Origin of the sequence: Ferrovibrio sp. (assembly GCF_029255545.1) — a bacterium.
GTDB lineage: Bacteria > Pseudomonadota > Alphaproteobacteria > Ferrovibrionales > Ferrovibrionaceae > Ferrovibrio.
In genome coordinates this window covers 79,524-103,844 of the sequence record NZ_JANLJJ010000079.1, presented here as the reverse complement: position 1 = coordinate 103,844, position 24,321 = coordinate 79,524, and the positions used below count along the sequence as shown (strand labels likewise).

At 65.1% G+C, this 24,321-nt stretch carries 22 protein-coding genes; 10 read left to right on the top strand and 12 right to left on the bottom strand.

Going from position 1 to position 24,321, the window contains the following annotated elements:
• Positions 1-4 precede the first annotated feature (4 nt).
• The 4 genes from Q1J79_RS15575 to Q1J79_RS15560 form a co-directional block, all read right to left on the bottom strand.
• Positions 5-580, bottom strand: a complete 576-nt coding sequence (locus Q1J79_RS15575; protein WP_300302140.1) for a VUT family protein — start codon at positions 578-580, stop codon at positions 5-7.
• Positions 581-663: 83 nt separating this feature from the next.
• Positions 664-1,086 (bottom strand): EamA family transporter, encoded by a 423-nt coding sequence (locus tag Q1J79_RS15570; RefSeq protein WP_300302139.1) that lies wholly within the window; start codon positions 1,084-1,086, stop codon positions 664-666.
• On the bottom strand, positions 1,087-2,643 hold the full coding sequence (locus Q1J79_RS15565) for a gamma-glutamyltransferase family protein (RefSeq protein ID WP_300302138.1): 1,557 nt from the start codon (positions 2,641-2,643) through the stop codon (positions 1,087-1,089).
• Between the two features lie 23 nt (positions 2,644-2,666).
• Positions 2,667-4,133, bottom strand: coding sequence for a M81 family metallopeptidase (locus tag Q1J79_RS15560; protein WP_300302137.1), 1,467 nt, complete (start codon positions 4,131-4,133; stop codon positions 2,667-2,669).
• Between the two features lie 233 nt (positions 4,134-4,366).
• On the opposite strand from Q1J79_RS15560, the gene Q1J79_RS15555 reads away from it, so the two are divergent.
• The 7 genes from Q1J79_RS15555 to Q1J79_RS15525 are packed head-to-tail and all read left to right on the top strand — an operon-like array spanning position 4,367 to position 13,085.
• Positions 4,367-5,968: an ABC transporter substrate-binding protein gene (locus tag Q1J79_RS15555; protein WP_300302135.1), complete on the top strand. Its 1,602-nt coding sequence runs from the start codon at positions 4,367-4,369 to the stop codon at positions 5,966-5,968.
• A 33-nt stretch (positions 5,969-6,001) separates the two neighbouring features.
• Positions 6,002-6,943, top strand: a complete 942-nt coding sequence (locus tag Q1J79_RS15550) for an ABC transporter permease (RefSeq protein WP_300302132.1) — start codon at positions 6,002-6,004, stop codon at positions 6,941-6,943.
• Positions 6,943-7,785, top strand: coding sequence for an ABC transporter permease (locus Q1J79_RS15545; RefSeq protein WP_300302129.1), 843 nt, complete (start codon positions 6,943-6,945; stop codon positions 7,783-7,785). Before Q1J79_RS15550 ends, Q1J79_RS15545 begins: the two co-directional genes overlap by 1 nt.
• A gap of 3 nt (positions 7,786-7,788) precedes the next feature.
• Entirely contained in the window at positions 7,789-9,423 is a 1,635-nt protein-coding gene (locus Q1J79_RS15540; RefSeq protein WP_300302126.1) for an ABC transporter ATP-binding protein, read from the top strand.
• A gap of 44 nt (positions 9,424-9,467) precedes the next feature.
• The gene (locus Q1J79_RS15535; protein WP_300302124.1) at positions 9,468-10,766 is read left to right on the top strand and encodes an ArgE/DapE family deacylase; all 1,299 of its coding nucleotides are present in this window, start codon (positions 9,468-9,470) and stop codon (positions 10,764-10,766) included.
• Between the two features lie 19 nt (positions 10,767-10,785).
• Positions 10,786-12,174, top strand: coding sequence for an amidase (locus tag Q1J79_RS15530; RefSeq protein ID WP_300302122.1), 1,389 nt, complete (start codon positions 10,786-10,788; stop codon positions 12,172-12,174).
• A 50-nt stretch (positions 12,175-12,224) separates the two neighbouring features.
• Positions 12,225-13,085, top strand: a complete 861-nt coding sequence (locus Q1J79_RS15525) for an NAD(P)-dependent oxidoreductase (RefSeq protein WP_300302120.1) — start codon at positions 12,225-12,227, stop codon at positions 13,083-13,085.
• Here Q1J79_RS15525 and Q1J79_RS15520 read toward each other — a convergent pair.
• Genes Q1J79_RS15520 through Q1J79_RS15495 form a run of 6 tightly spaced genes read right to left on the bottom strand, consistent with a single transcriptional unit; the run spans position 13,082 to position 18,132 of the window.
• Positions 13,082-13,657 (bottom strand): CatB-related O-acetyltransferase, encoded by a 576-nt coding sequence (locus tag Q1J79_RS15520; protein ID WP_300302117.1) that lies wholly within the window; start codon positions 13,655-13,657, stop codon positions 13,082-13,084. The genes Q1J79_RS15525 and Q1J79_RS15520 overlap by 4 nt on opposite strands.
• Before the next feature lies 1 nt (position 13,658).
• The gene (gene rfbC / locus Q1J79_RS15515; protein ID WP_300302116.1) at positions 13,659-14,195 is read right to left on the bottom strand and encodes a dTDP-4-dehydrorhamnose 3,5-epimerase; all 537 of its coding nucleotides are present in this window, start codon (positions 14,193-14,195) and stop codon (positions 13,659-13,661) included.
• Positions 14,196-14,197: 2 nt separating this feature from the next.
• Positions 14,198-15,421: a class I SAM-dependent methyltransferase gene (locus Q1J79_RS15510; RefSeq protein WP_300302114.1), complete on the bottom strand. Its 1,224-nt coding sequence runs from the start codon at positions 15,419-15,421 to the stop codon at positions 14,198-14,200.
• Positions 15,418-16,467, bottom strand: a complete 1,050-nt coding sequence (gene rfbG / locus Q1J79_RS15505) for a CDP-glucose 4,6-dehydratase (protein WP_300302112.1) — start codon at positions 16,465-16,467, stop codon at positions 15,418-15,420. Before rfbG ends, Q1J79_RS15510 begins: the two co-directional genes overlap by 4 nt.
• A 4-nt stretch (positions 16,468-16,471) precedes the next feature.
• A complete protein-coding gene (rfbF, locus tag Q1J79_RS15500; protein WP_300302110.1) occupies positions 16,472-17,245 on the bottom strand; it encodes a glucose-1-phosphate cytidylyltransferase in 774 nt (257 codons plus the stop codon).
• Complete coding sequence (locus tag Q1J79_RS15495; RefSeq protein WP_300302108.1) at positions 17,242-18,132, bottom strand: glycosyltransferase family 2 protein; 891 nt, start codon at positions 18,130-18,132, stop codon at positions 17,242-17,244. The genes rfbF and Q1J79_RS15495 overlap by 4 nt, the downstream gene beginning before the upstream one ends.
• Positions 18,133-18,282: 150 nt before the next feature.
• Between Q1J79_RS15495 and hutC the strand changes: the two genes are divergently transcribed.
• The 3 genes from hutC to Q1J79_RS15480 all read left to right on the top strand — a co-directional run bounded on the left by hutC (position 18,283) and on the right by Q1J79_RS15480 (position 21,213).
• On the top strand, positions 18,283-19,041 hold the full coding sequence (hutC, locus tag Q1J79_RS15490; RefSeq protein ID WP_300302106.1) for a histidine utilization repressor: 759 nt from the start codon (positions 18,283-18,285) through the stop codon (positions 19,039-19,041).
• Positions 19,042-19,055: 14 nt separating this feature from the next.
• Positions 19,056-20,732 carry a urocanate hydratase gene (hutU, locus tag Q1J79_RS15485; RefSeq protein WP_300302104.1) on the top strand — a complete coding sequence of 559 codons (1,677 nt, stop codon included), beginning with the start codon at positions 19,056-19,058 and terminating at the stop codon, positions 20,730-20,732.
• A gap of 145 nt (positions 20,733-20,877) precedes the next feature.
• On the top strand, positions 20,878-21,213 hold the full coding sequence (locus Q1J79_RS15480) for a hypothetical protein (RefSeq protein WP_300302102.1): 336 nt from the start codon (positions 20,878-20,880) through the stop codon (positions 21,211-21,213).
• Between the two features lie 27 nt (positions 21,214-21,240).
• On the opposite strand, the gene Q1J79_RS15475 is transcribed toward Q1J79_RS15480, so the two are convergent.
• Positions 21,241-22,383, bottom strand: a complete 1,143-nt coding sequence (locus Q1J79_RS15475) for a glycosyltransferase (protein WP_300302100.1) — start codon at positions 22,381-22,383, stop codon at positions 21,241-21,243.
• 138 nt (positions 22,384-22,521) lie between these two features.
• Complete coding sequence (locus Q1J79_RS15470; RefSeq protein ID WP_300302098.1) at positions 22,522-24,276, bottom strand: glucan ABC transporter ATP-binding protein/ permease; 1,755 nt, start codon at positions 24,274-24,276, stop codon at positions 22,522-22,524.
• Between the last annotated feature and the right edge of the window lie 45 nt (positions 24,277-24,321).

Below are 24,321 nucleotides of genomic sequence, written 5' to 3'. Positions count from 1 at the left end.
CGCCTCAGGCGGCGGCGGTGATGCCGAGCCGCTGGTCGCGGTCGCGCAGCAGCCGGATCACCGGGATGCTGAGCAGCACCATCCAGGCCTTGCCGATGATCTGGCCGGCCAGATAGTCGAGGCTGCCGAAGGCGAGATACAGGAACACCACCGAGTCGACGCACAGGCCGACCAGGCTGGAGAGCAGAACGGCGCGCACCAGGCCGCGCTTCTGCAGCGGGGTATAGACGGCAAAATCGGCCAGCTCGGAGAGCAGGAAGGCGACAGCCGAGGCCATCACCAGGGCCGGCGGGGCAATCAGGCCCGACAGCGCCGCGCCAACGGCGATGGCGCCCAGCGTCCAGCCTTTGCCGAGCCGGCGCTGCACCAGGTCGCGCAGCACCAGAGCCAGGCCGATCATCAGCACGCCACTGGGCGCGGTGATTCCCCCGGAAATGCCAAAACTGGGTGCGACGGGAATCAGGCAGGGGCCCTGCGGCACGCAGATGGTGCCCAGATTGCCGATCAGCCAGTTGGCCGCCGGCACGCAGGCGATGAACGCCGCTAGAAATGCATAACCCTCGAGACGCACGCGATCCATGGCCGGAAACCCTTTCATTCCGGCGCGGATATACGGCGCGGGCCGGGCTCGTGCAAGTGCGAAGGGATTAGTGCCTGATCCGCCTAGCTTTTACGGGCCAGAACCCCGCTGGCCAAATACACGCCGACCATTGTGCAGAGGATGCCGGCCAGCACCAGCGGCTTGGGGATTTCGCCCAGCACCAGGCCACCACCCAGCGCGGAGAGCACCGGCACCAGCGCGCCGACGGCGGCGGCCCGGCTGGGGCCGATATGATGCACCCCGAGGGCGAAGGTCCACAGGCCGAGCAGCCCTGCAATCACCCCCTGCCAGCAGGCCTGCAGGATCACGTCGGCCGTCGGCGCCTGCAGCACGGCCGGGATGCAGTAGCGCAGCAGAGCCAGGTCGACCGGCGCCAGCGTGGTGGTGGTGCCCAGGCGGGTCGCCACCTGCCAGCCCGCGCCGATCACGCAGGCGCCAATGGCGGCCGCAAAGCCGATGATCGTGCCGCGCCGCGACGGCTGCACTCAGGCGCCTGCCATGCCGGCCCAGGGCTGGGCGATTTCGGTCATGCCGATGCGGTTGCCGTCGGGTTCGATCATCACCGCCGAGGGACAGGCATAAGCGAGCGGAAACGGATCGCGGCGCTTTTCGCCAGCCTGGGGGAAGCGCGCCTTCACCGCCGCGCGAGTGGCGGCATCAAGCAGCGGATCGCAGAAAGGCTGGCCCGGGATGCTGGCGTCGATGCGCGGCTGATGGAAGGCGGCATCGAGCGGCATGCGGTAATCGATCAGGAAGGACAGCAGTTGCATCACGGCCGGCATGATGCGACGGCCACCCGAGGCACCGATCGCCAGCCACGGTTTATCGCCATCCACCGCCAGGCTGGGCAGCATGTTGGAAAGCGGGCGCTTCGCCGCCCCCAGCGAATTCGGCCTGCCCGGGCGCGGATCGAACCACATGATGCCGTTATTCATCAGCACGCCGCTTTCGGGCAGCATGACGCGGCTGCCAAACAGCGACAGCAGCGTCTGGGTCAGCGCCACCATGTTGCCCTCGCCGTCGATGACGCAGAGATGGGTGGTGCAACTCTTGCCGTTGTCGCTGTCGCCCATGCCGGCCAGGCGCTTCTCATAGGCCGCGGTCAGGCCTTCGGCATAGGCGACGAAGCTCTGCGGCGACAGGCCGGCACGATCCAGCTTTGGCCCGGCGGCTTCCAGCGCATCGCGCAGACTGGGCCCCGCGGTGAGGCCGGGCGGCAGCATCAGGGTCTTGTCTCCATACGCATAACGCAGTGGTTCGGCGAGGCGGGCGCGGTAGCCGGCCAGGTCCGCGGCGGCGATCTTCGAGCCACCGGCCTGCAGGTCGCGCACCAGTTTTGTGGCCAGCTCGCCCTCGTAATAATCGCGCGCACCGGCCGTGCTCAGGCGCTGCAGGCTGGCCAGCAAAGCATCGTTCTTCAGCCGCGTTGTCGCGCCGCCCCAATCGGCTGCCGGCGGCAGGCCATCGGGCAGGAATACGCCGCGCGAGGCCGGGAAGCGGCCGAGATCTTTCGCCGCCGAAGCAACGACGGTGCTGAGGAACCAGTCGGCCTCCATGCCCTCGCGGGCCAGTTCGATGGCCGGGCCGAGGCTCTGCTGCCAGCTGCGGCTGCCGAAGCTTTCCAGCGCCAGCCGCATGCCCTCGGGCTGGCCCGGCACGGCGATGGAGGGATAACCCAGGATGTTGCGGTCCTCGACCACCAGAGGCCAGCCGAACAGGTCGCCGCCTACGCCCTCGGCCAGCGGATAATCGGCCGGGTCAAGGCCGGCGGCGCTGACCATGCCGAAATCGACCACATGGCCTTTCTGCTTTTTCGCATCCCAGACCAGCATGAAACCGCCGCCGCCGATGCCGCTCATCCACGGCTCGAGCACGGCAAGCGAAAAGGCGGTGGCCACGGCGGCATCGATGGCGTTGCCGCCGCCACGCAGCACTTCGGCGCCGATATCGGCCGCCTTCTGGTTCTGCGCGGCGACAACGCCGCCTTTGCTGCGCACGGGCTCTTTGCTGTAACGCAGGGAACGGCTCAGATTCTGCGACATGGTCTGATGGCTCTCTTTTTTGGTTATGCAGCGGAAAACGGATCGGCGACGCGCGGCCAGTACGGACCACGCACTTTCTGGAACGGGATATCGGCGAAATCCGAGCGCATCGCGCCCGGCGCCTCGACATACAGAATGTCGCCGGCGATGGGAGCGAAGCCGGCATGGAAATGCTGGGTCGATTTCACCACCACCATGGCCTTGTCGGCGAGCCGGATGCCGAATTGCTCGAAAGCGCCGGGATGGAAGGTCTGGGTGCGCAGGGAATTCAGCACCAGGTCGCGGCCGCCTGCGGCCTGGATCCAGACCGAGGGCCCCATCGGCAGACTGCCGGTCAGCGCCGGCTGGGCAGCGTCCATGATTATGGACTTGACCGTGACACGCAGATCGAGCGGATCGCCCGAGGTGACGCCGCATTTGCCGCCGACCCGCAGATCGAAGCTGGCCCCCTCGCCGGCATCGCAGCAGAAGCGCACCGCCATCGGATCCCAGTAGACGCCGCTGGCCACGTTCTCGATGCCACGCTCGATGATGCGACGCAGGATGAACGTGGCGTCGCCCGCCGCGCCGCCGCCGGGATTGTCGGTGATGTCGGCCAGCACCACCGGCCGCCTGCCGGTGTGGCCGAGCGCGCGATCCAGCGCCGCATCGATGCTCAGATTCTTTGGCGCTGTCTGCTCGCGCAGCGACCATATTTTGTGGCCGAGCCGTTCCGCCAGCGCCTGCGCCCTGGCCTTGTCGCCATCGGCAACCACGATCATCTTGGCCGTGGCGTCCGGCACGTCCTGCATCGGGAAGCCATGGGCAAACGATACCGACAGGATGCCGTCGCGGCCCTCGCAGGCCTGCATCTCGCGCACGAAGGAGGCCATCGGCTCGACCGGCGTGCGCCACAGATTGATCATCCGGGTATCGAACACCGCCATCACCGGCTTCGCGCTGCCCTGCTGTTTGGCCAGCAGGATATCGTAGAGTTCCTGCGCCCGCGCATTGCTGTCGACATGCGGGTATTCCTTGAAGGTGACCAGCGCATCGGCATTGGCCAGCATCTTTTCGGTGATCGAGCAATGCAGGTCAAGCTCAGCGCCGACCGCCGCCATTGGTCCGACAATGGTCCGGATTTTCTCCAGCAGGTCGCCTTCGCAATCGTCATAGCCATCGGCCACCATGGCGCCATGCAGGCTGAGCAGCACCATGTCGACCGGCATGGCCGCCTTCAGGTCGGCCAGGATTTCGTCGCGGAAGCCTTCATAGACCTTGCGGACGGTGACGCCAGCGGGCTGGGCGAATGCCGACAGGCTCTCCGCCACTTCTGCCTGCTGCGCCTCTGCCGCGCGCCGCCAGACATGCAACGGGCCGGAGAACAGATTCTCCGGATGCCGGGTTGCATCGCCGCGATACAGCATCCATTCCGAGAATCCCTGCTCGCCGGTCGGCAGCGGCGAGAAGGTGTTGGTTTCCGTGCCCAGGCAGGCGATGAAGACTTTCATCGGCCACGCGGCTGTTGCGCCGCTCCCTGAATCCGGACCTGCGTGTAATCGACAAGATTCGACATGGACCAATGTCTCCCGGTTATATGCGGAACGCCACGCCAACGAGCATGCTGCACAGCGAAACGGCATTCGAACGATAGCTTGCGAAAACGGCAAAGAGCCGCTTGACCTCCGTATGCATACCATGATCAGCTTTCGTTAGAGGTCGAACAAATACAAGGGGGAGTGCCATGCGTCCGCGTCATTTTCGTCAACTCGTATCCGTTATCGGTTTGAGCATCGGGCTGGGCCTGCTGGCCGGCGCCGCCACTGAAGCCGTCGCCCAGGATAAAAAGGTCCTGCGCTTCATCCCGCATGCCGGTCTGCGCATCACCGATCCGATCCTGACCACCGCCTTCATGTCGCGCAATCACGGCTACATGATCTACGACACGCTGTTTGCGGTCGACGACAAGATGCAGGTCAAGCCGCAGATGGTGGAGAAGTACGAGGTCAGCGGCGACAAGCTGACCTATACCTTCACGCTGCGGGCGGGCCAGAAGTTCCATGATGGCGCCCCGGTCACCTCGGCCGACGTCATTGCCTCGCTGGCGCGCTGGGGCAAGAACGACACCATGGGCCAGAAGCTCTTCTCCTATACCAAGGAGTGGAAAGAGGTCGACGCCAATACCTTCCAGCTCGTGCTGAAGGAGCCCTACGGCCTGGTCCTCGACTCACTGGGCAAGCCCAGCTCGAACGTGCCTTTCATCATGCCCAAGCGCATGGCCGACACCCCGGCCAACCAGAATGTGCCCGATGAGATCGGCTCAGGCCCCTACCGCTTCGTCAAGGCTGAATTCCAGCCCGGCGTGAAGGTGGTTTACGAGAAGAATCCGGACTACAAGCCGCGCAGCGAGCCGCCCAGCTTCACCAGCGGCGGCAAGGTCGTGAAGGTGGACCGCGTCGAGTGGACCAGCATCAGCGATCCGCAGACGGCGATGAACGCCCTGATCAAGGGCGAAGTCGATATCTGGGAACAGCCGGCCTTCGACCTGCTGCCGGAGCTGAAGAAGCAGAAGGATATCGAAATCCGCAACCTGCAGCCGCTCGGCATGAATTACATGCTGCGCATGAACTGGCTGCAGCCGCCGCTGGATAACGTGAAGGTGCGCCAGGCCATCCTGCATGCGATCCAGCAGGAGGATTACCTGGCCGCCCAGGTGGGCGATCCGGACTACTACAAGGTCTGCGGCGCGATCTTCGGCTGCTCGACCCCGCTGAAGACCGAGGAAGGCGCCGTCGGCATCAAGAAGGCCGACGTTGCCAAGGCGAAGAAGATGCTGGCGGAAAGCGGCTACAAGGGCGAGAAGATCGTCATCATGGCGCCGACCGACCTGAACAGCATCAACCAGCTGCCGCTGGTCTCGGCCCCGCTGCTGCGCGCCATCGGCATGAATATCGAAGTGCAGTCGATGGACTGGCAGACCCTGGTGGGACGTCGCGCCAAGACCGACCCGATCGATCAGGGCGGCTGGCACATCTTCCACACCGCCTGGGGCACCGCCGACATGATGAACCCGATCACCAATGCCGGTGTTAAGGGTCTCGGCAAGGTCGGCGGCTTCTTCGGCTGGACCGAAGACGCAGTGATCGAGAAGCTGCGTGACGACTATGCCCGCGAAACCGATCCCGCCAAGCAGAAGGCGATCGCGACGGCCGTGCAGAAGCGTCTCTACGAGATGGTCCACTACATCCCGCTCGGCGAATATTTCCAGCCGTCGGCGGTGCGCAAGAACATCAAGGGCACCCTGCCCTCGCCGGCCTTCGTCCTGTGGAACATCGAAAAGAACTGACGTAGTGGCATGATAGTTGCGTAAGCGTTTTCCATGCTTCGTCTGATTCTTTCACGTCTGGTGGCCGCCATCCCCGTCATGGGGGTGGTGGCCATTTTCGTTTTCCTGCTGCTGCGGCTCAGCCCCGGCGATCCGGCCGCGATTTTGGCCGGCGACGCCGCCACGCCGGAGATGATCGCCGCCATCCGCGCCGATCTTGGCCTCGACCGGCCGATCTGGGAGCAGTTCATCACCTGGGCCGGCCAGCTGGCGCAGGGCGATCTCGGCAAATCGGTGCTGTCCAAGCAGCCGGTCGCGCACATGATCGGCCAGCGCATCGAGCCGACCATCTCGCTGGCGCTCACCACGCTGCTTTTCGCGGTGATCGTGGCGGTGCCGATCGGCATCATCGCCGCCTGGAAACAGGGCGGCTGGATCGACCGTGGCATCATGGCCCTGTCGGTGGTCGGATTCTCGATCCCGGTCTTCGTGCTGGGCTATATCCTGATCTATTTCTTCTCGATGAAGCTCGACATCTTCCCGGTGCAGGGCTTCGCCTCGCTGAGCGAAGGGCTGCTGCCGTTCCTGGAGCGCATCGCCCTGCCGACGCTGACCCTCAGCTTCATCTACATCGCGCTGTTCGCGCGCATCACCCGCGCCGCCATGCTGGAAGTACTGGGCGAGGATTATATCCGCACCGCCCATGCCAAGGGGCTGAATGAGAGCACCGTGCTGGTCCGGCACGCCCTGCGCAACGCCGCCGTGCCGATCGTGTCGGTGATCGGCATCGGCTTTGCCCTGCTGATCGGCGGCGTGGTGATCACCGAAACCGTGTTCAACATCCCCGGCGTCGGCCGCCTGGTGGTCGAGGCGGTGCTGGCGCGCGACTACCCGATCATCCAGGGCGTCATCCTGCTGTTCTCAGGCGTCTACGTGCTGATCAACCTGGCCATCGACGTCGCCTACGTCCTACTCGATCCGCGGATTCGTTACTGATGCGTGCCCTGTTCCGTCATGCGATCTTTCGCAATACATCCGTGCTGATTGGCGGTGGCATCCTACTGCTGCTGCTGATCATTGCCCTGCTGGCGCCAGTGCTGTCGCAATTCGATCCGGGCCAGATCGCGCCGCGCTTCCGCCTCAAGCCACCCTCGGGTGAGTTCCTGATGGGTACCGATATGCTGGGTCGCGATGTATGGACCCGCGTGCTGCATGGGGCGCAGGTCTCGCTGCTGGTCAGCGCCTGCGTTGCCGCCATCGCCATCAGCATCGGCCTGACCATCGGCCTGGTGGCCGGTTATATCCGCTGGCTTGACGGCCCCGTCATGCGCGCCATGGACGGCCTGATGGCAATCCCGGGCATCCTGCTCGCCATCGCCCTGGTGTCGCTGTCGGGCGCCACGCTGGTCACCGTGATCGTCGCCATCGTGATCCCGGAAATTCCGCGCGTCGCCCGCCTGGTGCGCGGCGTGGTGCTTTCCATCCGCGAGGAGCCTTATGTCGAGGCGGCGATCGGCCTCGGCACGCCGACCCCGAAAATCCTGATCCAGCATATCCTGCCCAACACCATCGCGCCGCTGATCGTGCAGGGCACGTATATCTGCGCCTCCGCCATCCTGGTGGAAGCCATCCTCAGTTTCCTGGGCGCCGGCCTGCCGCCGGAAATCCCGACCTGGGGCAACATCATCGCCGAGGGCCGCGGCGTGTTTCAGCGCGCGCCATGGATCATCCTGTTCCCCGGCGGCTTCCTCGCCTGCACCATCCTGGCGGTCAACATCCTCGGCGACGGCCTGCGCGACACGCTTGATCCGCGCATGAAGAAACGGCTGGGGGCCTGAGCCATGTCCGACACCAAGAGCGCGCCGGTCCTCAGCGTCAAGAACCTGTCCGTCGCCATACCCAAGGGCGGTGATCGCAGTCTCGCCGTGCAGAATGTCAGTTTCGACGTGATGCCGGGCGAGATCGTCTGCCTGGTCGGCGAGTCCGGCTCGGGCAAGTCGGTCACCGCGGGCACCGTGATGGGGCTGGGCAGCCTGCCGATCACCAACGGCGAAATCCGCCTGGAGGGCGAAGACCTGCGTCAGGCCAGCAAGGCGCGCATGCGCGCCCTGCGCGGCAGCCGCATGTCGATGATCTTCCAGGAACCGATGACCGCGCTGAACCCGGTGCACCGGGTTGGCGAACAGGTTGCCGAACTGATGCGCGCCCATGGCTGGGACTCGAACAGCCAGGGCCGCGGCCTGAGCGTCGAGGAACGCGTCGAGCAGCTGTTCGGCGACGTGCATCTGCCCGACCCGAATCGCCTGATGCAGGCCTATCCGCACCAGCTGTCCGGCGGCCAGCGCCAGCGCGTGATGATCGCCATGGCGCTTGCGCTGGAACCGGCCCTGCTGATCGCCGACGAGCCGACCACGGCTCTGGACGTCACCACCCAGGCACAGATTCTGGTCCTGCTGCGCGAATTGCAGCAGAATCATGGCACCGGCGTGTTGTTCATCACCCATGATTTCGGCGTGGTGGCCGACATCGCCGATCGCGTGGTGGTGATGCGGTATGGCGAGGTGGTGGAAAGCGGCAGCGCGAAAGACGTGCTGTACAATCCGCAGCACGACTATACCAAGATGCTGATCAAGGCCGTGCCGCGCCTGACCCCGCGCCAGGCCACGCCGATTACCGATGCGCCGTTGCTGCATGCCGAGAACCTGACCAAGACCTACACCACGACCAGCATGTTCAAGGGCACCCGCGTGGTGCATGCCGTGGCTGGCGTGACCCTGGACCTGCATAAGGGCCAGACGCTGGGCATCGTCGGCGAGTCCGGCTCGGGCAAGTCGACCGCGGCGCGCTGCATCGCCCGGCTGATCGAACCGAGCGGCGGCAGCATCATGCTGGACGGCAAGGATATCGCCTCCTTAAGCGAACGCGGCCTGCATCCCTTCCGCCGCCGCATCCAGGTGGTGTTCCAGGATCCCTATCGTTCGCTCAACCCACGCCGCACCGTGGGCCAGTCGATCATCGAGGGGCCGCTGAATTATGGCATATCGCATGCCGAGGCGATGGAGCGGGCACGTGGCCTGATGCAGACCGTCGGGCTCGACGGCGCCGCGCTCGACCGCTATCCGCACCAGTTCTCCGGCGGCCAGCGCCAGCGCATCGCCATCGCCCGCGCCCTGGCGATGGAGCCGGAAATCCTGGTCGCGGACGAAGCGGTGTCGGCGCTGGATGTCTCGGTGCAGGCCCAGGTGCTCGACCTGCTGGAAAGCATTCGCGACCAGTTCGGCATCGCCATCCTGTTCATTACCCACGACCTGCGCGTCGCCGCGCGGCTATGCGACCGCATCGCGGTGATGCAGAGCGGCAAGGTGGTTGAGTTCGCCGAGACGGCCAGGCTGTTCGCCAGCCCGCAGCACGAATACACGCAGCAGCTTTTTGCCGCCCTGCCTGGACGGCACTGGCTGGAGGCGGCTGCCTCCTGAGCCTGCGGTTACGAGCAGGCCCGGACGCAGGAAGGAGGAACGTCATGTCGGATATCCTGGATGCGCCCGTCGATCAGGCGCAGATCGAGGCCGCCGTCGCGACATTGCGCGGCGAAGCCGTCGATCTGCTCTGCGATCTGGTGCGCCACCCTTCCCTGCTCGGCGCGGAACGGAGCGCGCAGGATCGCATGCGCGGCGTATTCGAAGGCATGGGCCTGCGGGTGGATGAATTCGCCATCGATGAGGCAAAGATCAGGGATCACCCGGGCTACTCGCCCTCCATCGTCTCTTATGACGGCCGCCACAATATCGTCGGCCTGCATGAGCCCAGGCATGGCCGGCACGGCCGTTCGCTGATCTTCAACGGCCATATCGACGTCGTGCCGGTGGGGGCCGAAAGTCTGTGGACCAGACCGCCGTTCGAGCCCTGGATCAAGGGCGACCGCCTCTATGGCCGCGGCGCCGGCGACATGAAGGCCGGGATCGTCGCCTATACCATGGCGCTGAAAGCGTTGCAGAACCTCAAGCTGGAACCGGCCGCGAAAGTTATCCTGCAGTCGGTGGTGGAAGAGGAATGCACCGGCAACGGCGCCCTGGCCTGCCTGGTGCAGGGCTATACCGCCGATGCGGCGATCATCCCCGAACCCACGCCGGGCATCCTGCAGGCGCAGATGGGCGTGATGTGGCTGGCGCTGGAAATCTCGGGCAAGCCGGTGCATGCCTCGGTGGCCCATACCGGCGTTGGCGCCATCGATTTCGCCGCCTACATGTTCGGCGAACTGAAAAAACTGGAGCAGCAATGGAATGCGCCGGAAGGTCGCCATGCCTGCTACCACAAGCACGAGCATCCGGTAAATTTCAACCTCGGCAAGATCCAGGGCGGCGAATGGGCCTCCTCGGTGCCGACCGCGGCCCGTGCCGATATCCGGCTTGGCTTCTATCCGGGCAAATCGCCGTCGGAGGTGCGAGCCGAGGTGGAGGCCCTGCTGGCCGATGCCTATCGCCGGCATCCGATGAGCAACAGCCTGACCTACAAAGTGATCTACGAGGGCTTTCAGGCCGAAGGCTTCGAACTGGACATGAACCAGCCGGTGATCACCACCCTGAGCGACTGCTTCCACGCCGTCACTGGCAAGACAGCCGAATATACCGCCTTCACCGGCACCACCGATGCCCGCTTCTTCAATCTCTATGGCAACACGCCGGCCACCTGTTACGGCCCCTATGCCGAAAGCATCCATGGCATCGACGAATGGGTCTCCATCGACAGCATGATGGAAGTCGCCAAGGTGCTGGCCCTGTTCATGACGCGCTGGTGCGGCGTGAATCGTCTCGACAGCTGACCAGACCCGGAGAACGAGCATGACCGCGCTGCATGACCTGACTGCTCATGACCTGTGGATGGGCTACCGCACCGGGCGGCTGTCGCCGGTCGAGGCAACCAGGGCCGCGCTGGCCCGCATCAAGGCGTGGGAACCGAAGCTCAATGCCATGTACCGGACCGATGAGGCTGGAGCACTGGTCCAGGCGAAAGCCGCCGAACAGCGCTGGCGCAAAGGCGAGGCCTTAAGCCCGCTGGACGGCGTGCCGATCACGCTGAAGGAGAATATCGCCAGCCAGGGCGTGCCGACGCCGATCGGCACGGCGGCCGCCGACCTGACGCCGAGCGCGGTCGACGCGCCACCCGCCGCCCGCGTGCGCGAGGCCGGCTGCGTCATCCTCGGCAAGACCACGATGCCGGATTTCGGCATGCTCGCCTCGGGCGTTTCCAGCCTGCACGGCACCACGCGCAATCCCTGGGACACCCGGCGCAACACGGCCGGCTCGTCATCGGGCGCCGGCGCCGCCATCGCCGCCGGTTATGGCCCGCTGGCGGTGGGCACCGATATCGGCGGCAGCGTACGCCTGCCGGCGGCCTATAACGGCATCTTCGCACTGAAACCCAGCCTGGGACGCATCCCGATCAGCCCACCCTGGCTCGGCCGCGTCACCGGTCCGATGACCCGCACGGTGCTGGATGCCGCGCTGCTGATGAACCATCTGACCCGGCCGGATGCACGGGACTATATGGCCCTGCCCTATGAGGACCTGGACTATCCCAAGCTGCTCGACGGCGAGGCAAAGGGCAAACGCATCGGCCTGCTGCTCGAGATCGGCCACGGCACCAAACCGCAGCCGGCGGTACGTGAAGCCGTGGAGCGGGCAGCCAAACTGTTCGCCGCTGCCGGCGCCCATGTCGAACCTGTCAAACCCTTCATGACGGCCGCGATGGCCAAGGGACTCGATGCCGTGTTCCAGGCTCGCGCCTGGGCCGATTTCGAACTGATGGCGCCGGAGCGACAGGCGAAAGTACTGCCTTTCATCGCCAGCTGGTGCCGCGGCGCCGCGAAACTCAGCGCCGCCGATGCGATGCGCGGCCTGGCCCAGGTCTTTGCCCTGCGCGAAGCGGCCGTGGCTGCCACCCAGCCCTATGATTTCCTGCTGTCGCCAACCTCGCCGATCACCGCTTATGCAGCGGAAGAGGCCTGCCCCGGCAACGACCCCGAGCATCCCTTCGACCATATCTGCTTCACGGCGCCCTTCAACATGTCGGAACAGCCGGCCGCCTCGATCTGCGCCGGCTATGACGAAGACGGCCTGCCGATCGGGCTGCAGATCGTTGGTCACCGCTTCGACGATGTCGGCGTGCTGCGCATGGCACATATTTTCGAACAGATGCGCCCCTCCCTACGGCCCTGGCCCGAGCCTTAAAGCCGCCGAACGGGCTTCCGCCGCGGCGAAAAACCCGCTAAGCATCCGCCATGACCATCCTGGTTTCCGGCGGCACGGGCTACATCGGCCGGCATCTGGTGCGGCACCTCATCGCACAGGGTGAGACCGTGCATGTGCTCTGCCAGCCGGATTCGGACACGACTTTCCTGCCGGCCGCCGTAACCATCCACCGAGGCATACAGGCCGCCGACCTGCCGGCGGTGCTGTCCGGGCTCCGGCCGCAGACCTGCTTCCATCTCGCGACGCGCTACCAGCATGACTACGGACCGGCCGACATCGCGCCGCTGCTGGACAGCAACCTTGTGTTCGGCACCACCCTGGCCGATGCCGCCATGCGGTCCGGGTGCCGCAGCTTCATCAACGCCGGAACCGCCTCGCAGATGGATCGCGACGGCAACTACGCCCCCGCCTCGCTCTATGCCGCAAGCAAGCAGGCCTTCGAGGATCTGCTGGCCTATTTCGCCCTGCGGCGCGGCATGGCCTGCCGCACCGTCCTGCTGTACGACACCTATGGACCACAGGACACCCGCGGCAAGCTGCTGATGAACCTGATCGCCAGCGCCAGAACCGGGATGCGGCTGGAATTGTCGCCGGGCGAGCAGGAGGTCGACCTCCTGCATATCGGTGATGCCATCGACGGATTGCTGGCCGCGGCCGCGGCCACGGATCAGATGGCGCGCTATGCGCTGTCATCCGGCAGCCCGCTCAGCCTGCGGCAGCTGGCGTCGATGATCGAGAGGATTGCGGGCCGGGCGCCGAATATCGCCTGGGGTGCGCGGCCCTATCGCGATGGGGAGATCATGCAGACCTGGAAGACCGGCACGCCACCGCCCGGATGGCGCCCGCAGCGGCGGCTGGAAGATTTCCTGCGCGCCGAACTGGGCGGCTAGCCCCGCGCCCGGGCGATGAAAGCCTCGACCGGGCCGTAGAATTCCGCTTCGAAGCTGCGGATTTTCTCATCCGGCCAGTCCCACCAGCGGATCTGCAGCAAGGCGTCGATCATCTCGGGCGCGAAGCGGTATTTCGCCAGCCGCGCTGGATTGCCGACGACGATGCCATAGGGCGGCACGTCGCGCGCCACCACCGCACCGGCGCCGATGATGGCGCCATCGGCAATCGTGACTCCGGACATGACCATGGCGCGGGCGCCGATCCAGACATCGTTCCCGATCACCACCCCGCCCTTGGTGATGGCATCGACGTTGCCGGCATCGGGATCAAGCAGCATGGTACGGAATGGGTAAGTGGATGGCAAAGCAACAGGATGATCGGCCTGGCCGAAGATCAGCACATCGGGCCCAATCGAGCAGAACTGCCCCACCGTGACCGGGGCCTGCGCCGACGGCCGCACAAAACTGTTGCGGTGCAGGCCATAGGTGTGGCGGCCGACGGCCACATGCGGCGGCCATGCTTCCGCCCGGCGCAGCCCGAGTCTTTCCCTCAGTTTGCGGAAGGCAGCCATGTCAGCTCTCCGATCTGAAATCCGGCCATTCGGCATCGCGCCGGTTGATCACCGCCGGTTCCAGCGGCCAGCGGATTGAGAATGCCGGATCATTCCAGCGCAAACCGGCCGAAAGCTCGCGCCGCTCGCCCGCACCAAGCTCATAGAGCACGTCGGTGTCGTCAACCAGGGTGATGAAGCCGTGGGCGAAGCCGCCGGGTATGAACAACGCGCGGCTGTTCTCCGGCGTCAGCTCCAGGCCATACCATTGTCCATGCGTGGCCGAGCCGGACCGGATATCGACGGCGACATCAAAAATCGCGCCGGCCAGGCAGCGCACCAGCTTGGCCTGTTCGGCCGGCGCCTTCTGGTAATGCAGGCCACGCAGGGTGCCGCGCCGCAGGTTGCGGCTGATGCCGCTCTGGCGCGGCAGGAAGTCGATTCCGGCATCAGCAAAGCTGTCGGCATCGAACAGGCGGTGAAAAAAACCGCGCTCGTCGCCCTGCGGTTCGGTCTCGACCGTGAAGAGTCCGGCCAGGGGCGTCGGCGCGATCTGCATGGTCAGAAAACCTGCAGCTTGGGGATCGCGATCACGAAGCGGCCCTGCCAGGCGCGAATCTGCGCCTGCTCGGCTTCGATCTCGGCGCGCAGGTTCCAGGGCAGGATCAGCAGGTAATCCGGCCGGTCGGTGGCGATGGCGGCCGGATCGCGAACCGGGATATGTGAGCCAGGCAGCAGATGGTCCTGCTTGTGCGGATTCTTGTCATAGACGGCAAAGATGTCGGCGCTCGTCACGCCGCAGTAGTTGAGCAGGGTATTGCCCTTGGCCGCCGCGCCATAGGCCGCCACGCGCCTGTTTTCGCGTTTTGCCTGCGCCAGGAAATCGAGCAGCTGGCGGCGGACCCCGGCCACGCGGGGGGCAAAATCATCATAGGCGGGCAGTTGGTCGAGGCCGGCCTTTGCCTCCCTGGCACGGATAAGCGCCAGTCCGGCGCCCTCGGCATGAGCCGCATCCCGGTGGCAGATGAACAGGCGGAGCGAGCCGCCATGGGTGGGTAGTTCCTCGACGTCGAACACCCGCATGCCGTGGGCGCCGAACACCTTCTCGGCAACCAGCAGCGAGAGATAGGAATAATGTTCGTGATAGATCGTGTCGAACTGGACCTGCTCGATCAGGTTCAGCAGGTGCGGGAATTCGACCGTCAGAACACCCTGCGGCTTGAGCAGGATCGGGAAACCGGCCACGAAGGCATTCAGCTCCGGCACATGGGCCAGCACGTTGTTGGCGGCCATCAGGTCGGCGGCAAATCCGGCCTGGTGCAGCCGCTGCGCCGTGTCGCGATTAAAAAATGCCACCTCGGTGCGGATGCCCTTCTGCTCGGCGACGGCGGCGACATTGGCTGCGGGTTCGATACCGAGCACCTCGATCCCCGCCGCCCTGAAATGCTGCAGCAGATAGCCGTCATTGCTGGCCACTTCCGCCACCAGCGAGCCGGCGCCAAGGCCGAAACGCGCCTGCATCGCCACGGCATAGCGGCGGGCATGCTCCACCCAGCTGGTGGCATAGGAGGAGAAATAGGCATAGTCGGAAAAGATCGCCTCGGCCGGCACGTCATGATCGACCTGCACCAGCAGGCATGTTTCGCAGACGCGGGCATGCAACGGATGGCGCGGCTCGGGCTGGTCCGCCTTCCCGGCCGGCAGATAGGAATTGGCCAGCGGCTGCAGCCCGAGATCCACGAAGCTGCGGTTCAGCGGCGCATGGCAGAAACGACACTCACTCATAAACGATCCTCGAATGCGGCAATCTGGCGATCGGTCATCGCGGCCGGATTTTCGCCCGCCAACCAGTCCTTGTACCAGTTCACTGTCTCGGCCAATGCCGCCGCGGTGCTGAAATGCGGCCGCCAGCCAAGCGACTGCACAGCCAGACGCGCATCCAGGCCAAGCTGGCCCTTCTCGGCGATGGCGGGCTGCGGTTCGGTACGCCAGGCCGGCGCGTCGAAGGCCTGGGTCAGTTGCGTGGCGATGGTCCCGACGCTGATCTTCTCGTCTTCCAGGGGGCCGAAATTGAGGCCGCCGGGCAACTCGCGCCGGACGAACAGCGCCTCGGCATAAAGCAGATAGCCGTACAGCGGATCGAGCACATGCTGCCACGGGCGCGTCGCTTCCGGCCGACGCAGCAGCACGGCTTCGCCGCGTTGCGCCGCCCGCACGATATCGGGGATCAGGCGTTCGGCCGACCAGTCGCCGCCGCCGATCACATTGCCGGCCCGTGCCGTCGCCAGCGCCACGCGCTGACCGAGGAAACTCTTGCGCCAGCTATGCACGGCGATCTCGGTGGCCGCCTTGGACGCCGAATAGGGATCATCGCCACCCAGCGGCGCGGTTTCCGGGAAAGCCAGGCCACGCTCGTCGTTGGCATAGACCTTGTCGGTGGTGACGATCAGGGCGGCAAGCGGGCGGTCGTAGCGCCGCATGGCCTCCAGCAGGTTGATCGTGCCGATCACGTTGCTGGTCCAGGTGCCAAGCGGGTCACGGTAGCTGGCCGGCACCAGGGCCTGGGCCGCCAGATGCAGCACAACATCCGGCGCGGCAACCCGCAGCGCCCGCTCCACCGCCGGCGCATCGCGCAGGTCAGCGAGGGTTTCACCGGCCAGCGGCGTCGCCAGCAGGCGGCTCAGATTGGGCTCACCCTCGGGCGGCAAGGCAAAGCCGTGCACCTCCGCGCCAAGCCGGTGCAGCCAGCGCGCCAGCCAGGCACCCTTGAAGCCGGTATGCCCGGTGAGCAGAACCCGCCGGCCGCGCCAGAAATCGCGGTTCAGGCCCATGAGGTCAGGCCCAGGTCTTCCACGGCGCCTGCCCCGTGGCCCAGAGATTCTCCAGCACCGTGCGTTCGCGCACGGTATCCATTGGCTGCCAGAAACCGTCATGGCGGAAGGCGCGCAACTGGTCTTCCTCTGCCAGTCGCTCGAGCGGCATGCGTTCCCAGACGGTGGTGTCGTCGGGGATGTAGTCAAGCACACGCGGCGACAGCACGAAGAATCCGCCGTTGATCAGGCCACCATCGCCTCGCGGCTTTTCTTGAAAGCCCGTAATCCGGTCGCCCGCCAGGGTCAGCGCGCCGAAGCGGCCGGGCGGACTCACCGCCGTCATGGTGGCCAACCGGCCATGCTTGCGATGGAACGCGATTGACGCCGCCACATCGATATCGGCGACGCCGTCGCCATAGGTCAGACAGAAGGCATCCTCGCCCTGCAGCCAGCGGGCGACCCGCCGCAGGCGGCCGCCGGTCTCGGTATTCTCGCCGGTCTCGACCAGGGTGACGCGCCAGGGCTCGGGCGCGCCATTCAGATATTCGATGCGGTTGGCGGCCAGGTCGACGGTGACATCAGCGGCATGCAGCACGTAATTGGCGAAATATTCCTTGATCATGTAGCCCTTGTAGCCGAGGCAGATCACGAAATCGGTGATGCCATGGGCCGCATAGATCTTCATGATATGCCACAGGATCGGCCGCCCGCCGATTTCAACCATCGGCTTGGGTCGCAGGATGCTTTCCTCGGCAATGCGCGTGCCGCGCCCGCCGGCGAGAATGACAGCTTTCATTTCGATTTCATGCCCAGCAGAAAAGCCAAGGTGCCACACCAGCGGGCCGTATCGCGCAGCCCCTTCTGGCGAAAATCCGTCAACAGGTAGAATGGCGCCTTGGCGCCGAAACGCAACAGCGCCGGCAGCGCAATGCGCCAGGCAGCGGCCCAACCGCGATATTTCCGCTCGACATAGAGCCGCGACCAGGCCATATGCCAGAATTTCTCCCAGTGCTTGTCCCAGCTGCGCCTGATCGAGCCGCCGCCGACATGGTCGACCACTGCATCCGCTACCCGCACCAGCGTCCAGCCGGCCTTGCGCAGGCGGATGCAGAAATCGTCATCCTCATAATAGAGGAAGATCGCCGGATCGAAGCCGCCCACCACATCCAGCGCCTGGCGGCGCAACAGCATTGCCGCGCCGGAGACATAATCGGCGCAGATATCGCCCTCGGGCTCAGGATCGAGCCGGCGGCGCGGATAGCTGGCGCGGAGAAACATGTCGACGTCATGGGACACTTCCCAGTCCCCGGCCGGAGTCTTCAGCGCCGGCGCCAGCACGCCAGCCTTCGGGTACCGCTCGGCGGCGGCGAACAGCCGCTCCAGACAACCCGGCTGCAGTTTGGCGTCAGGATTGATCAGCAGCACGAAATCGGTCTGCGCGCGGGCCAGGCCCTGGTTGGCGGCATTGCCGAAGCCGACGCCAACCGGATTGGCGATGACCGTGGCGTCCGGGATCACGCGGCGGATGATCTCGCGCGTCGCATCCCCGCTGGCATTGTCCGTCACCACCACCGGCACGCCCGGCGGCAGGGTGGCCAGGCATTCGCCGATCACGCGCTCGCTGAAATGCGTCACCGTCACGATGGTCAGCGCTGGATGGGAGGGGGTGGCGGCCTGGGTCACTTGGATGCCTTGAGGGGTAGGATTGCACCGGGGTTTTACACAGATTCGCCGGGCCATGCGAGAAGCAGCCGCGGGATAGCGGCACAACCCGGCTGGACTTGTATATACAATTGAACCTATACTTCCGCCACAAGACAGGGGCAGGAAGACATGACCGGGCAAGACGCGCATAGCGGGCCGACCCCGCGCTATCGCCGGGTCAAGGAATTCATCGTCAAGCATATCGAGGCCGGCGACTGGCGGGCCGGCGACCAGGTGCCGTCGGAAAGCAACCTGGTCCGGCAACTGAAAGTCAGCCGCATGACCGTCAACCGCGCTTTGCGCGAACTGACCCATGAAGGCCTGCTGGTCCGCGTGCAGGGCACCGGCACGTTCGTGGCCGAGAAGCGCCCGATCTTCAACCTGGTCGAGCTGCGCAACATCGCCGAGGAAATCCGTGAGCGCGGCCAGCGCCATGCAGCCCGCGTCGAACTGCTGCAGGCCGAGAAGGCGACCACGGAAACCGCCCGCGACCTCGGGCTGAATGCCGGCACCGGCGTCTACCACTCCGTCCTGGTGCATCTGGCCGACGGCATCCCGCTGCAGGTCGAGGACCGCTTCGTCAATCCGCAGACCGCGCCGGGTTATCTGGAGGCGGATTTCGAGGCGGTCACGCCAAACGAATTCCTGATGCGCGTCGCCCCGGCCTCGGAAGTCGAGCATATCGTCGAGGCCGCCATGCCGGATACGCGCATCCGCAAGCTGCTGAAGATGGCTGCCAGCGAGCCCTGCCTGCGCCTGCGCCGCCGCACCTGGTCGGGTGCCCAGATCGTCTCGGTCGCCACGCTCTGGTATCCCGGCCACGCGCATCGCTTCGCCACCCGTTTTTCCTATCGCGCCGACGGCACGTCGAAACGCACCTACCTGTGAGTCAGAGGCACCCCATGTCCGCACCATCTCGCCGCGACAATTCCCGCGTCATCCGCAGCCCGCATGGCAACGACCTGCACACCAGCAACTGGCAGATCGAGGCCGCCTACCGCATGATGCGCAACAATCTTGACCCCGATGTGGCCGAGAAGCCGGAAGAGCTGGTGGTCTATGGCGGCATCGGCCGGGCGGCACGCAACTGGCAGGCCTTCGACCAGATCCAGAAGGCGCTCACTACGCTCAAACCTGACGAAACCCTGCTGGTGCAGTCGGGCAAACCCGTCGGCGTGTTCCGTACCCACGAGGACGCGCCGCGCGTACTCATCGCCAATTCGAATCTGGTGCCAGCCTGGGCCAACTGGGAGCATTTCAACGAGCTCGACCGCCTGGGCCTGATGATGTACGGCCAGATGACCGCCGGTTCATGGATCTATATCGGCAGCCAGGGCATCGTGCAGGGCACCTACGAAACCTTTGTGGAAATGGGCCGCCAGCATTATGGCGGCAGCCTGAAGGGCCGCTGGATCCTCACTGCCGGACTCGGCGGCATGGGCGGCGCCCAGGCGCTCGCCGCCACCATGGCCGGCGCTTCGATGATCGCCATTGAATGCCAACCCTCGCGCATCGAGATGCGGCTGCGCACCGGCTATCTCGACAAGCAGGCCAGCAGTCTCGATGAAGCGCTGGCCTTGCTGGACGAGGCCAGGATTGCGGGAAAGGCGATTTCCATCGGCCTGCTTGGCAATGCCGCCGAAATCCTGCCCGAGATGGTGAAGCGCGGCATCCGCCCTGACGCAGTGACCGACCAGACCAGCGCCCATGATCCGCTGAACGGCTATCTGCCGGCCGGCTGGAGCCTGGACCGGTGGGAACGCGCCAAGGAAACCGATCCGCAGGCAGTGGTAAAGGCCGCAAAAGCCTCGATGGCCGGGCATGTGCGCGCCATGCTCGATTTCCAGAAGATGGGTATCCCCACTTTCGATTACGGTAACAACATCCGCCAGATGGCCAAGGAAGTGGGCGTGACGGAAGCCTTCGACTTCCCCGGTTTCGTGCCGGCCTATATCCGGCCGCTATTCTGCCGCGGCATAGGCCCATTCCGCTGGGTGGCACTGTCGGGCGACCCCGACGATATCTACAAGACCGACGCCAAGGTGAAGGAACTGATCCCTGACGACCCACACCTGCACACCTGGCTCGACATGGCGCGCGAACGCATCCACTTCCAGGGCCTGCCGGCGCGCATCTGCTGGGTCGGCCTCGGCCAGCGTCATCGCCTCGGCCTCGCCTTCAACGAGATGGTCGCCAAGGGCGAGCTGAAAGGCCCCATCGTGATCGGCCGTGACCATCTCGATTCCGGTTCGGTCGCCAGCCCGAACCGCGAAACGGAGGCGATGAAGGACGGTTCGGATGCCGTATCGGACTGGCCTTTGCTGAACGCCCTGCTCAACACCGCTTCGGGCGCCACCTGGGTGTCGCTGCACCACGGCGGCGGCGTCGGCATGGGTTTCTCGCAACATGCCGGCGTGGTGATCGTGGCCGACGGCACCCCGGCAGCCGCACGTCGACTGGAGCGCGTGCTGTGGAACGATCCTGCTACCGGCGTGATGCGTCACGCCGATGCCGGCTATGACATCGCGGTGCAATGCGCCCGGGATCAGGGGCTGAATCTGCCGTTTTTGCAAAAATAAACCGACTCTCCCGTGGAACGCCCTGCCACCGCCGAGGGATTCCGCGTTATGCTGAAAGCCTCAGCGCGGAGATCACGCCATCACGCCGCACGCCTTTCTCAGCCGGTTGAATCGCCGCCACCTTGCGGCCAGCGGTGGTGCATTGGTGATTCTGCTGCTGCTCGGAACCGTAGCCTGGCTGATCCGGCCCGGCAGTACCGGACGAGAGGACCGTTATTACGTACCCGGCGTAACGCCCAGCCGGGAAGACTGCGTGATCGCGAAGATGAAGAACTATAACCGCATCGACCGCCTGGTGATGCAGGCCATCGCCACCGAATGCGAATTGACGGTACAGAGCATCGAGGGGCATGAAACCCTGCGCAAAGCCTGGGAAGCGCGCCAGGCAGTGCGCGAAGCGGCGCCAAAACCGGCAGCGCCGTCGCCGGTCGCCGAGCCTGCGCCGCCAGAGGGCGACCGGGTGCGGCGGGTATGGCGCTAAGGCCGTGAGCGGAAAACCTGCCGGCTCTCAGCCAGCCCGGCCTGTGAGCCTGTTATAGATCGCCCGATACCCGCTCACGCAGGCCTCCAGCGAATAATGCTCGGCAACCCGCTGCTGCGCAGCCCGGCCCAATGCCTGGCATTCTCCGGCATTGCCGGCCAGGCGGTTGATCGCGGCCGCCAGGGCGGCTGGCTGGCGAGGCGGAACCACAATGCCGGCGCGGCCCGCATCAACTGCTTCGGCATTGCCGCCTACATCCGTGACGATCACCGGCAGCCCGACAGCCATATACTCGATCACCGCATTGGAGAACCCCTCTTCATGCGATGTCAGCAGGGCGATATCAGCAGCAGACAGAAGCCGCGGGATATCGGTGACTGGTCCGAGAAACCGGACGTGATCGGCCAATCCAAGCTGTTCCGCCTGCGCCACAAGCCGGGAACCGATCCCGTCATCACGCCCGGCGCAGAGCAGAACCCATTTATCCGGCAATGACGGCTTGGCTATCGCCAGCGCCTCCAGCAGGTCGCTGTGTCCCTTATACCGCAGCAGATTGGCCACAATCACGAGAACAAGCGCTGATTCATCGAGGCGCAATTCACCACGAACCGTTTCCTTTGCAGGAAGATTGGCGAAAGCGGCGGCATCAACCCCGTTGTACAAAAGATGCAGCTTATGTTCAGGAACGCCCTCGTCACGCAACTGGGCCACCACTGGAAGGGAGTTCCCGACAACGGCATCCATGCATTTGTGCAACAGCCGCTCCGCCCGGCCGATCCAGCGCGAGCTATGCTGATAATTGTTCTGGCTACGGCGGCTCATCACCTTGATGCGGCAGAACGTCAGCAATGCGATCGGCGCCCCGATGATATAAGCTGACGGCAAAAAGAAATGGACAATGTGGGGGCGGCGCATCAGAAGGTGGAAGAATAGCATCAACGCACTCAGCCCCAAGGCGAAAAGGCGCCGCATGCCAGGCTTGGGGCGGGAGTTCCTGCCGATCACCCCGACGCCCGCCGCCTCCAGTCCGGGGGCCAGCTCGCCTTTCTGCATCAGGCAATAGACTTCGACGTCGTAACCTTGCCGTACCAGTTGCGGCAGTACCTGCGCCAAGTGACGTTCGGCACCCCCGCGCTCCAGAGAGCCTATCACAATCAATAAACGTTGCATGGTATGCGACAAGCAGCCCGATCAGTATCCAGCATGAATGGTTATGCGCCGCAGCATGATAAAAGACATCCCAAGGAAAGTATATTCCCTATGGATATCCGCGCCGCGGCTGCCATGAACGCACGCGCGGCACCGATTTCAATGTGCACCCTGGAACTGGGTGCGGACCAGATCAGCGAACAAACCACCCTGTTGTACCAGCTCGTCGAAGGTACCGCGCTCCACCGCACGGCCATTCTGCAGCACAAGGATCAGATCGGCCTGGCGCACCGTGGCCAGCCGGTGAGCGATAATGAAGGTGGTGCGGTTCTGCATCAGGGCATCCAGCGCCTTCTGGATCCGCGCTTCAGTGGCGGCATCCAGCGCTGAGGTCGCTTCGTCGAGAATCAGCACCGGCGGATTCTTAAGCAGGGCACGGGCGATCGCCAGTCGCTGGCGTTCGCCGCCACTTAAATTCACGCCGCGCTCGCCCACCAGCGTGTTGTAGCCCTGGCTCTGGCGCGTGATGAAATCGTGCGCCTCGGCCAGCCTGGCCGCCTGCTCGACCTCGGCGTCACTCGCTTCCGGCCGGCCGATGCGGATATTGTCCGCTATGGAGCGATGGAATACCGCGCTGTCCTGGAACACCACGCCGATATTGCTGCGCAGACTCTCCAGCGTGAAATCGCGAATATCCGTGCCGTCGATCAGGATGCGGCCCGATTGCGGGTCCCACAGACGGCTGAGGAGCGCCATCGACGAGGTTTTGCCAGAGCCGGTCGGGCCGACCAGCGCCACCGTCTTGCCGGCCGCAACCTCGAAGGTGAGATCGGTCACCGCCGGTCGCTTGTCGTCGTAGGAAAGCGTGACATGCTGGAAAGCAACATCGCCGCGCAGATGCCCGGCCACGCGCGCACCGGGTCGGTCCCGCACGGCAGCCTCGGTATCGAGCACCTGGAAAAACTCACCCAAACTGTGCATCTGGAAGAACATGCGACTGATGAAGCCCATGGCAGCCTCCAGCCGGCCGATCAGCATCGTGGCAAAGCCCATGAAGCTGACGATCTCGCCCACGCTGGTCTGGCCGTGCAGATGCAGCCAACTGCCCAGCATGAAAATGGCGATGATGGTGATGGTGGAGGCCATGCGGCTGAGCACGGTCATCAGCGCCCAGAGATTGAGCACCGGGAACTGCGCCTTCAGCAGGCGCTCCATCACCGCGGCCAGGTCGCGCGCTTCCAGCGCCAGGCGCACGAAGCTCTGCACCAGCACGACATTGCCCAGCGCATCGCCGGCGCGCGCCGCCAGTTCGGAATGATAGGCCTCGACACGACCCTGTGCCTTTTCGGTTTTCGCCACCACGATGGCGCTGACCAGGGCGAACACCACGATCAGGCCGATCAGCAACAGGCCAAGCCGCCAGTTGAGATACAGCGACAACGGCAGCAGCGCCAGCACGGCCACGAAAGTCGAGAGATGCTCGCGGAAGAAGGCCAGCCAGAGGCCGAACAGGTTATCGGCGCCATTCAGCATGATCTTCAGCAGGGTGCCGGAATGGGTCCCACTGTGGAACGCGGCCGGCAGGCTGAGGACGTGTTCGAAATACAGCGCCATCGCCGCCAGGCGGCGACGATGCGCCAGACGGTCGGCATGCAGGGCAACCAGGATACCCGCCAGGATGCCGGCAATACCGGCGCCGCACCAGACCAGCAGCAGTTCGATGGTCTGGGCCCAGCTCTCGTCGGACGACAGGCCAGCCGTATTCGACAGCACGTCGATGATGCGGCCGAACAGGATCGGCTCAATGAAGCCGACGCCGGCCAGGCCGATATTGGCCAGCGCCAGCACGATCGCCAGCGGCCGCTCCGGCTTCAGCAGGGCCAGCACCCGGGCATAGATGTGCACGAAATTCATGGCGTGAGTATGGAACGCGCCAAAGCGGCCCGCTAGGCCTTGCCG

What these genes read in the sequence shown, in the direction of transcription:
- Q1J79_RS15510 (WP_300302114.1), bottom strand. Translation starts at nt 15,421, where the DNA reads ATGAGTGAGTGTCGTTTCTGCCATGCGCCGCTGAACCGCAGCTTCGTG.
- hutC (WP_300302106.1), top strand. Translation starts at nt 18,283, where the DNA reads ATGACCGGGCAAGACGCGCATAGCGGGCCGACCCCGCGCTATCGCCGG.
- Q1J79_RS15565 (WP_300302138.1), bottom strand. Translation starts at nt 2,643, where the DNA reads ATGTCGCAGAATCTGAGCCGTTCCCTGCGTTACAGCAAAGAGCCCGTG.
- Q1J79_RS15575 (WP_300302140.1), bottom strand. Translation starts at nt 580, where the DNA reads ATGGATCGCGTGCGTCTCGAGGGTTATGCATTTCTAGCGGCGTTCATC.
- Q1J79_RS15535 (WP_300302124.1), top strand. Translation starts at nt 9,468, where the DNA reads ATGTCGGATATCCTGGATGCGCCCGTCGATCAGGCGCAGATCGAGGCC.
- hutU (WP_300302104.1), top strand. Translation starts at nt 19,056, where the DNA reads ATGTCCGCACCATCTCGCCGCGACAATTCCCGCGTCATCCGCAGCCCG.
- Q1J79_RS15475 (WP_300302100.1), bottom strand. Translation starts at nt 22,383, where the DNA reads ATGCAACGTTTATTGATTGTGATAGGCTCTCTGGAGCGCGGGGGTGCC.
- Q1J79_RS15545 (WP_300302129.1), top strand. Translation starts at nt 6,943, where the DNA reads ATGCGTGCCCTGTTCCGTCATGCGATCTTTCGCAATACATCCGTGCTG.
- Q1J79_RS15550 (WP_300302132.1), top strand. Translation starts at nt 6,002, where the DNA reads ATGCTTCGTCTGATTCTTTCACGTCTGGTGGCCGCCATCCCCGTCATG.
- Q1J79_RS15540 (WP_300302126.1), top strand. Translation starts at nt 7,789, where the DNA reads ATGTCCGACACCAAGAGCGCGCCGGTCCTCAGCGTCAAGAACCTGTCC.
- rfbF (WP_300302110.1), bottom strand. Translation starts at nt 17,245, where the DNA reads ATGAAAGCTGTCATTCTCGCCGGCGGGCGCGGCACGCGCATTGCCGAG.
- Q1J79_RS15530 (WP_300302122.1), top strand. Translation starts at nt 10,786, where the DNA reads ATGACCGCGCTGCATGACCTGACTGCTCATGACCTGTGGATGGGCTAC.
- rfbG (WP_300302112.1), bottom strand. Translation starts at nt 16,467, where the DNA reads ATGGGCCTGAACCGCGATTTCTGGCGCGGCCGGCGGGTTCTGCTCACC.
- Q1J79_RS15525 (WP_300302120.1), top strand. Translation starts at nt 12,225, where the DNA reads ATGACCATCCTGGTTTCCGGCGGCACGGGCTACATCGGCCGGCATCTG.
- Q1J79_RS15470 (WP_300302098.1), bottom strand. Translation starts at nt 24,276, where the DNA reads ATGAATTTCGTGCACATCTATGCCCGGGTGCTGGCCCTGCTGAAGCCG.
- Q1J79_RS15560 (WP_300302137.1), bottom strand. Translation starts at nt 4,133, where the DNA reads ATGAAAGTCTTCATCGCCTGCCTGGGCACGGAAACCAACACCTTCTCG.
- Q1J79_RS15520 (WP_300302117.1), bottom strand. Translation starts at nt 13,657, where the DNA reads ATGGCTGCCTTCCGCAAACTGAGGGAAAGACTCGGGCTGCGCCGGGCG.
- Q1J79_RS15555 (WP_300302135.1), top strand. Translation starts at nt 4,367, where the DNA reads ATGCGTCCGCGTCATTTTCGTCAACTCGTATCCGTTATCGGTTTGAGC.
- rfbC (WP_300302116.1), bottom strand. Translation starts at nt 14,195, where the DNA reads ATGCAGATCGCGCCGACGCCCCTGGCCGGACTCTTCACGGTCGAGACC.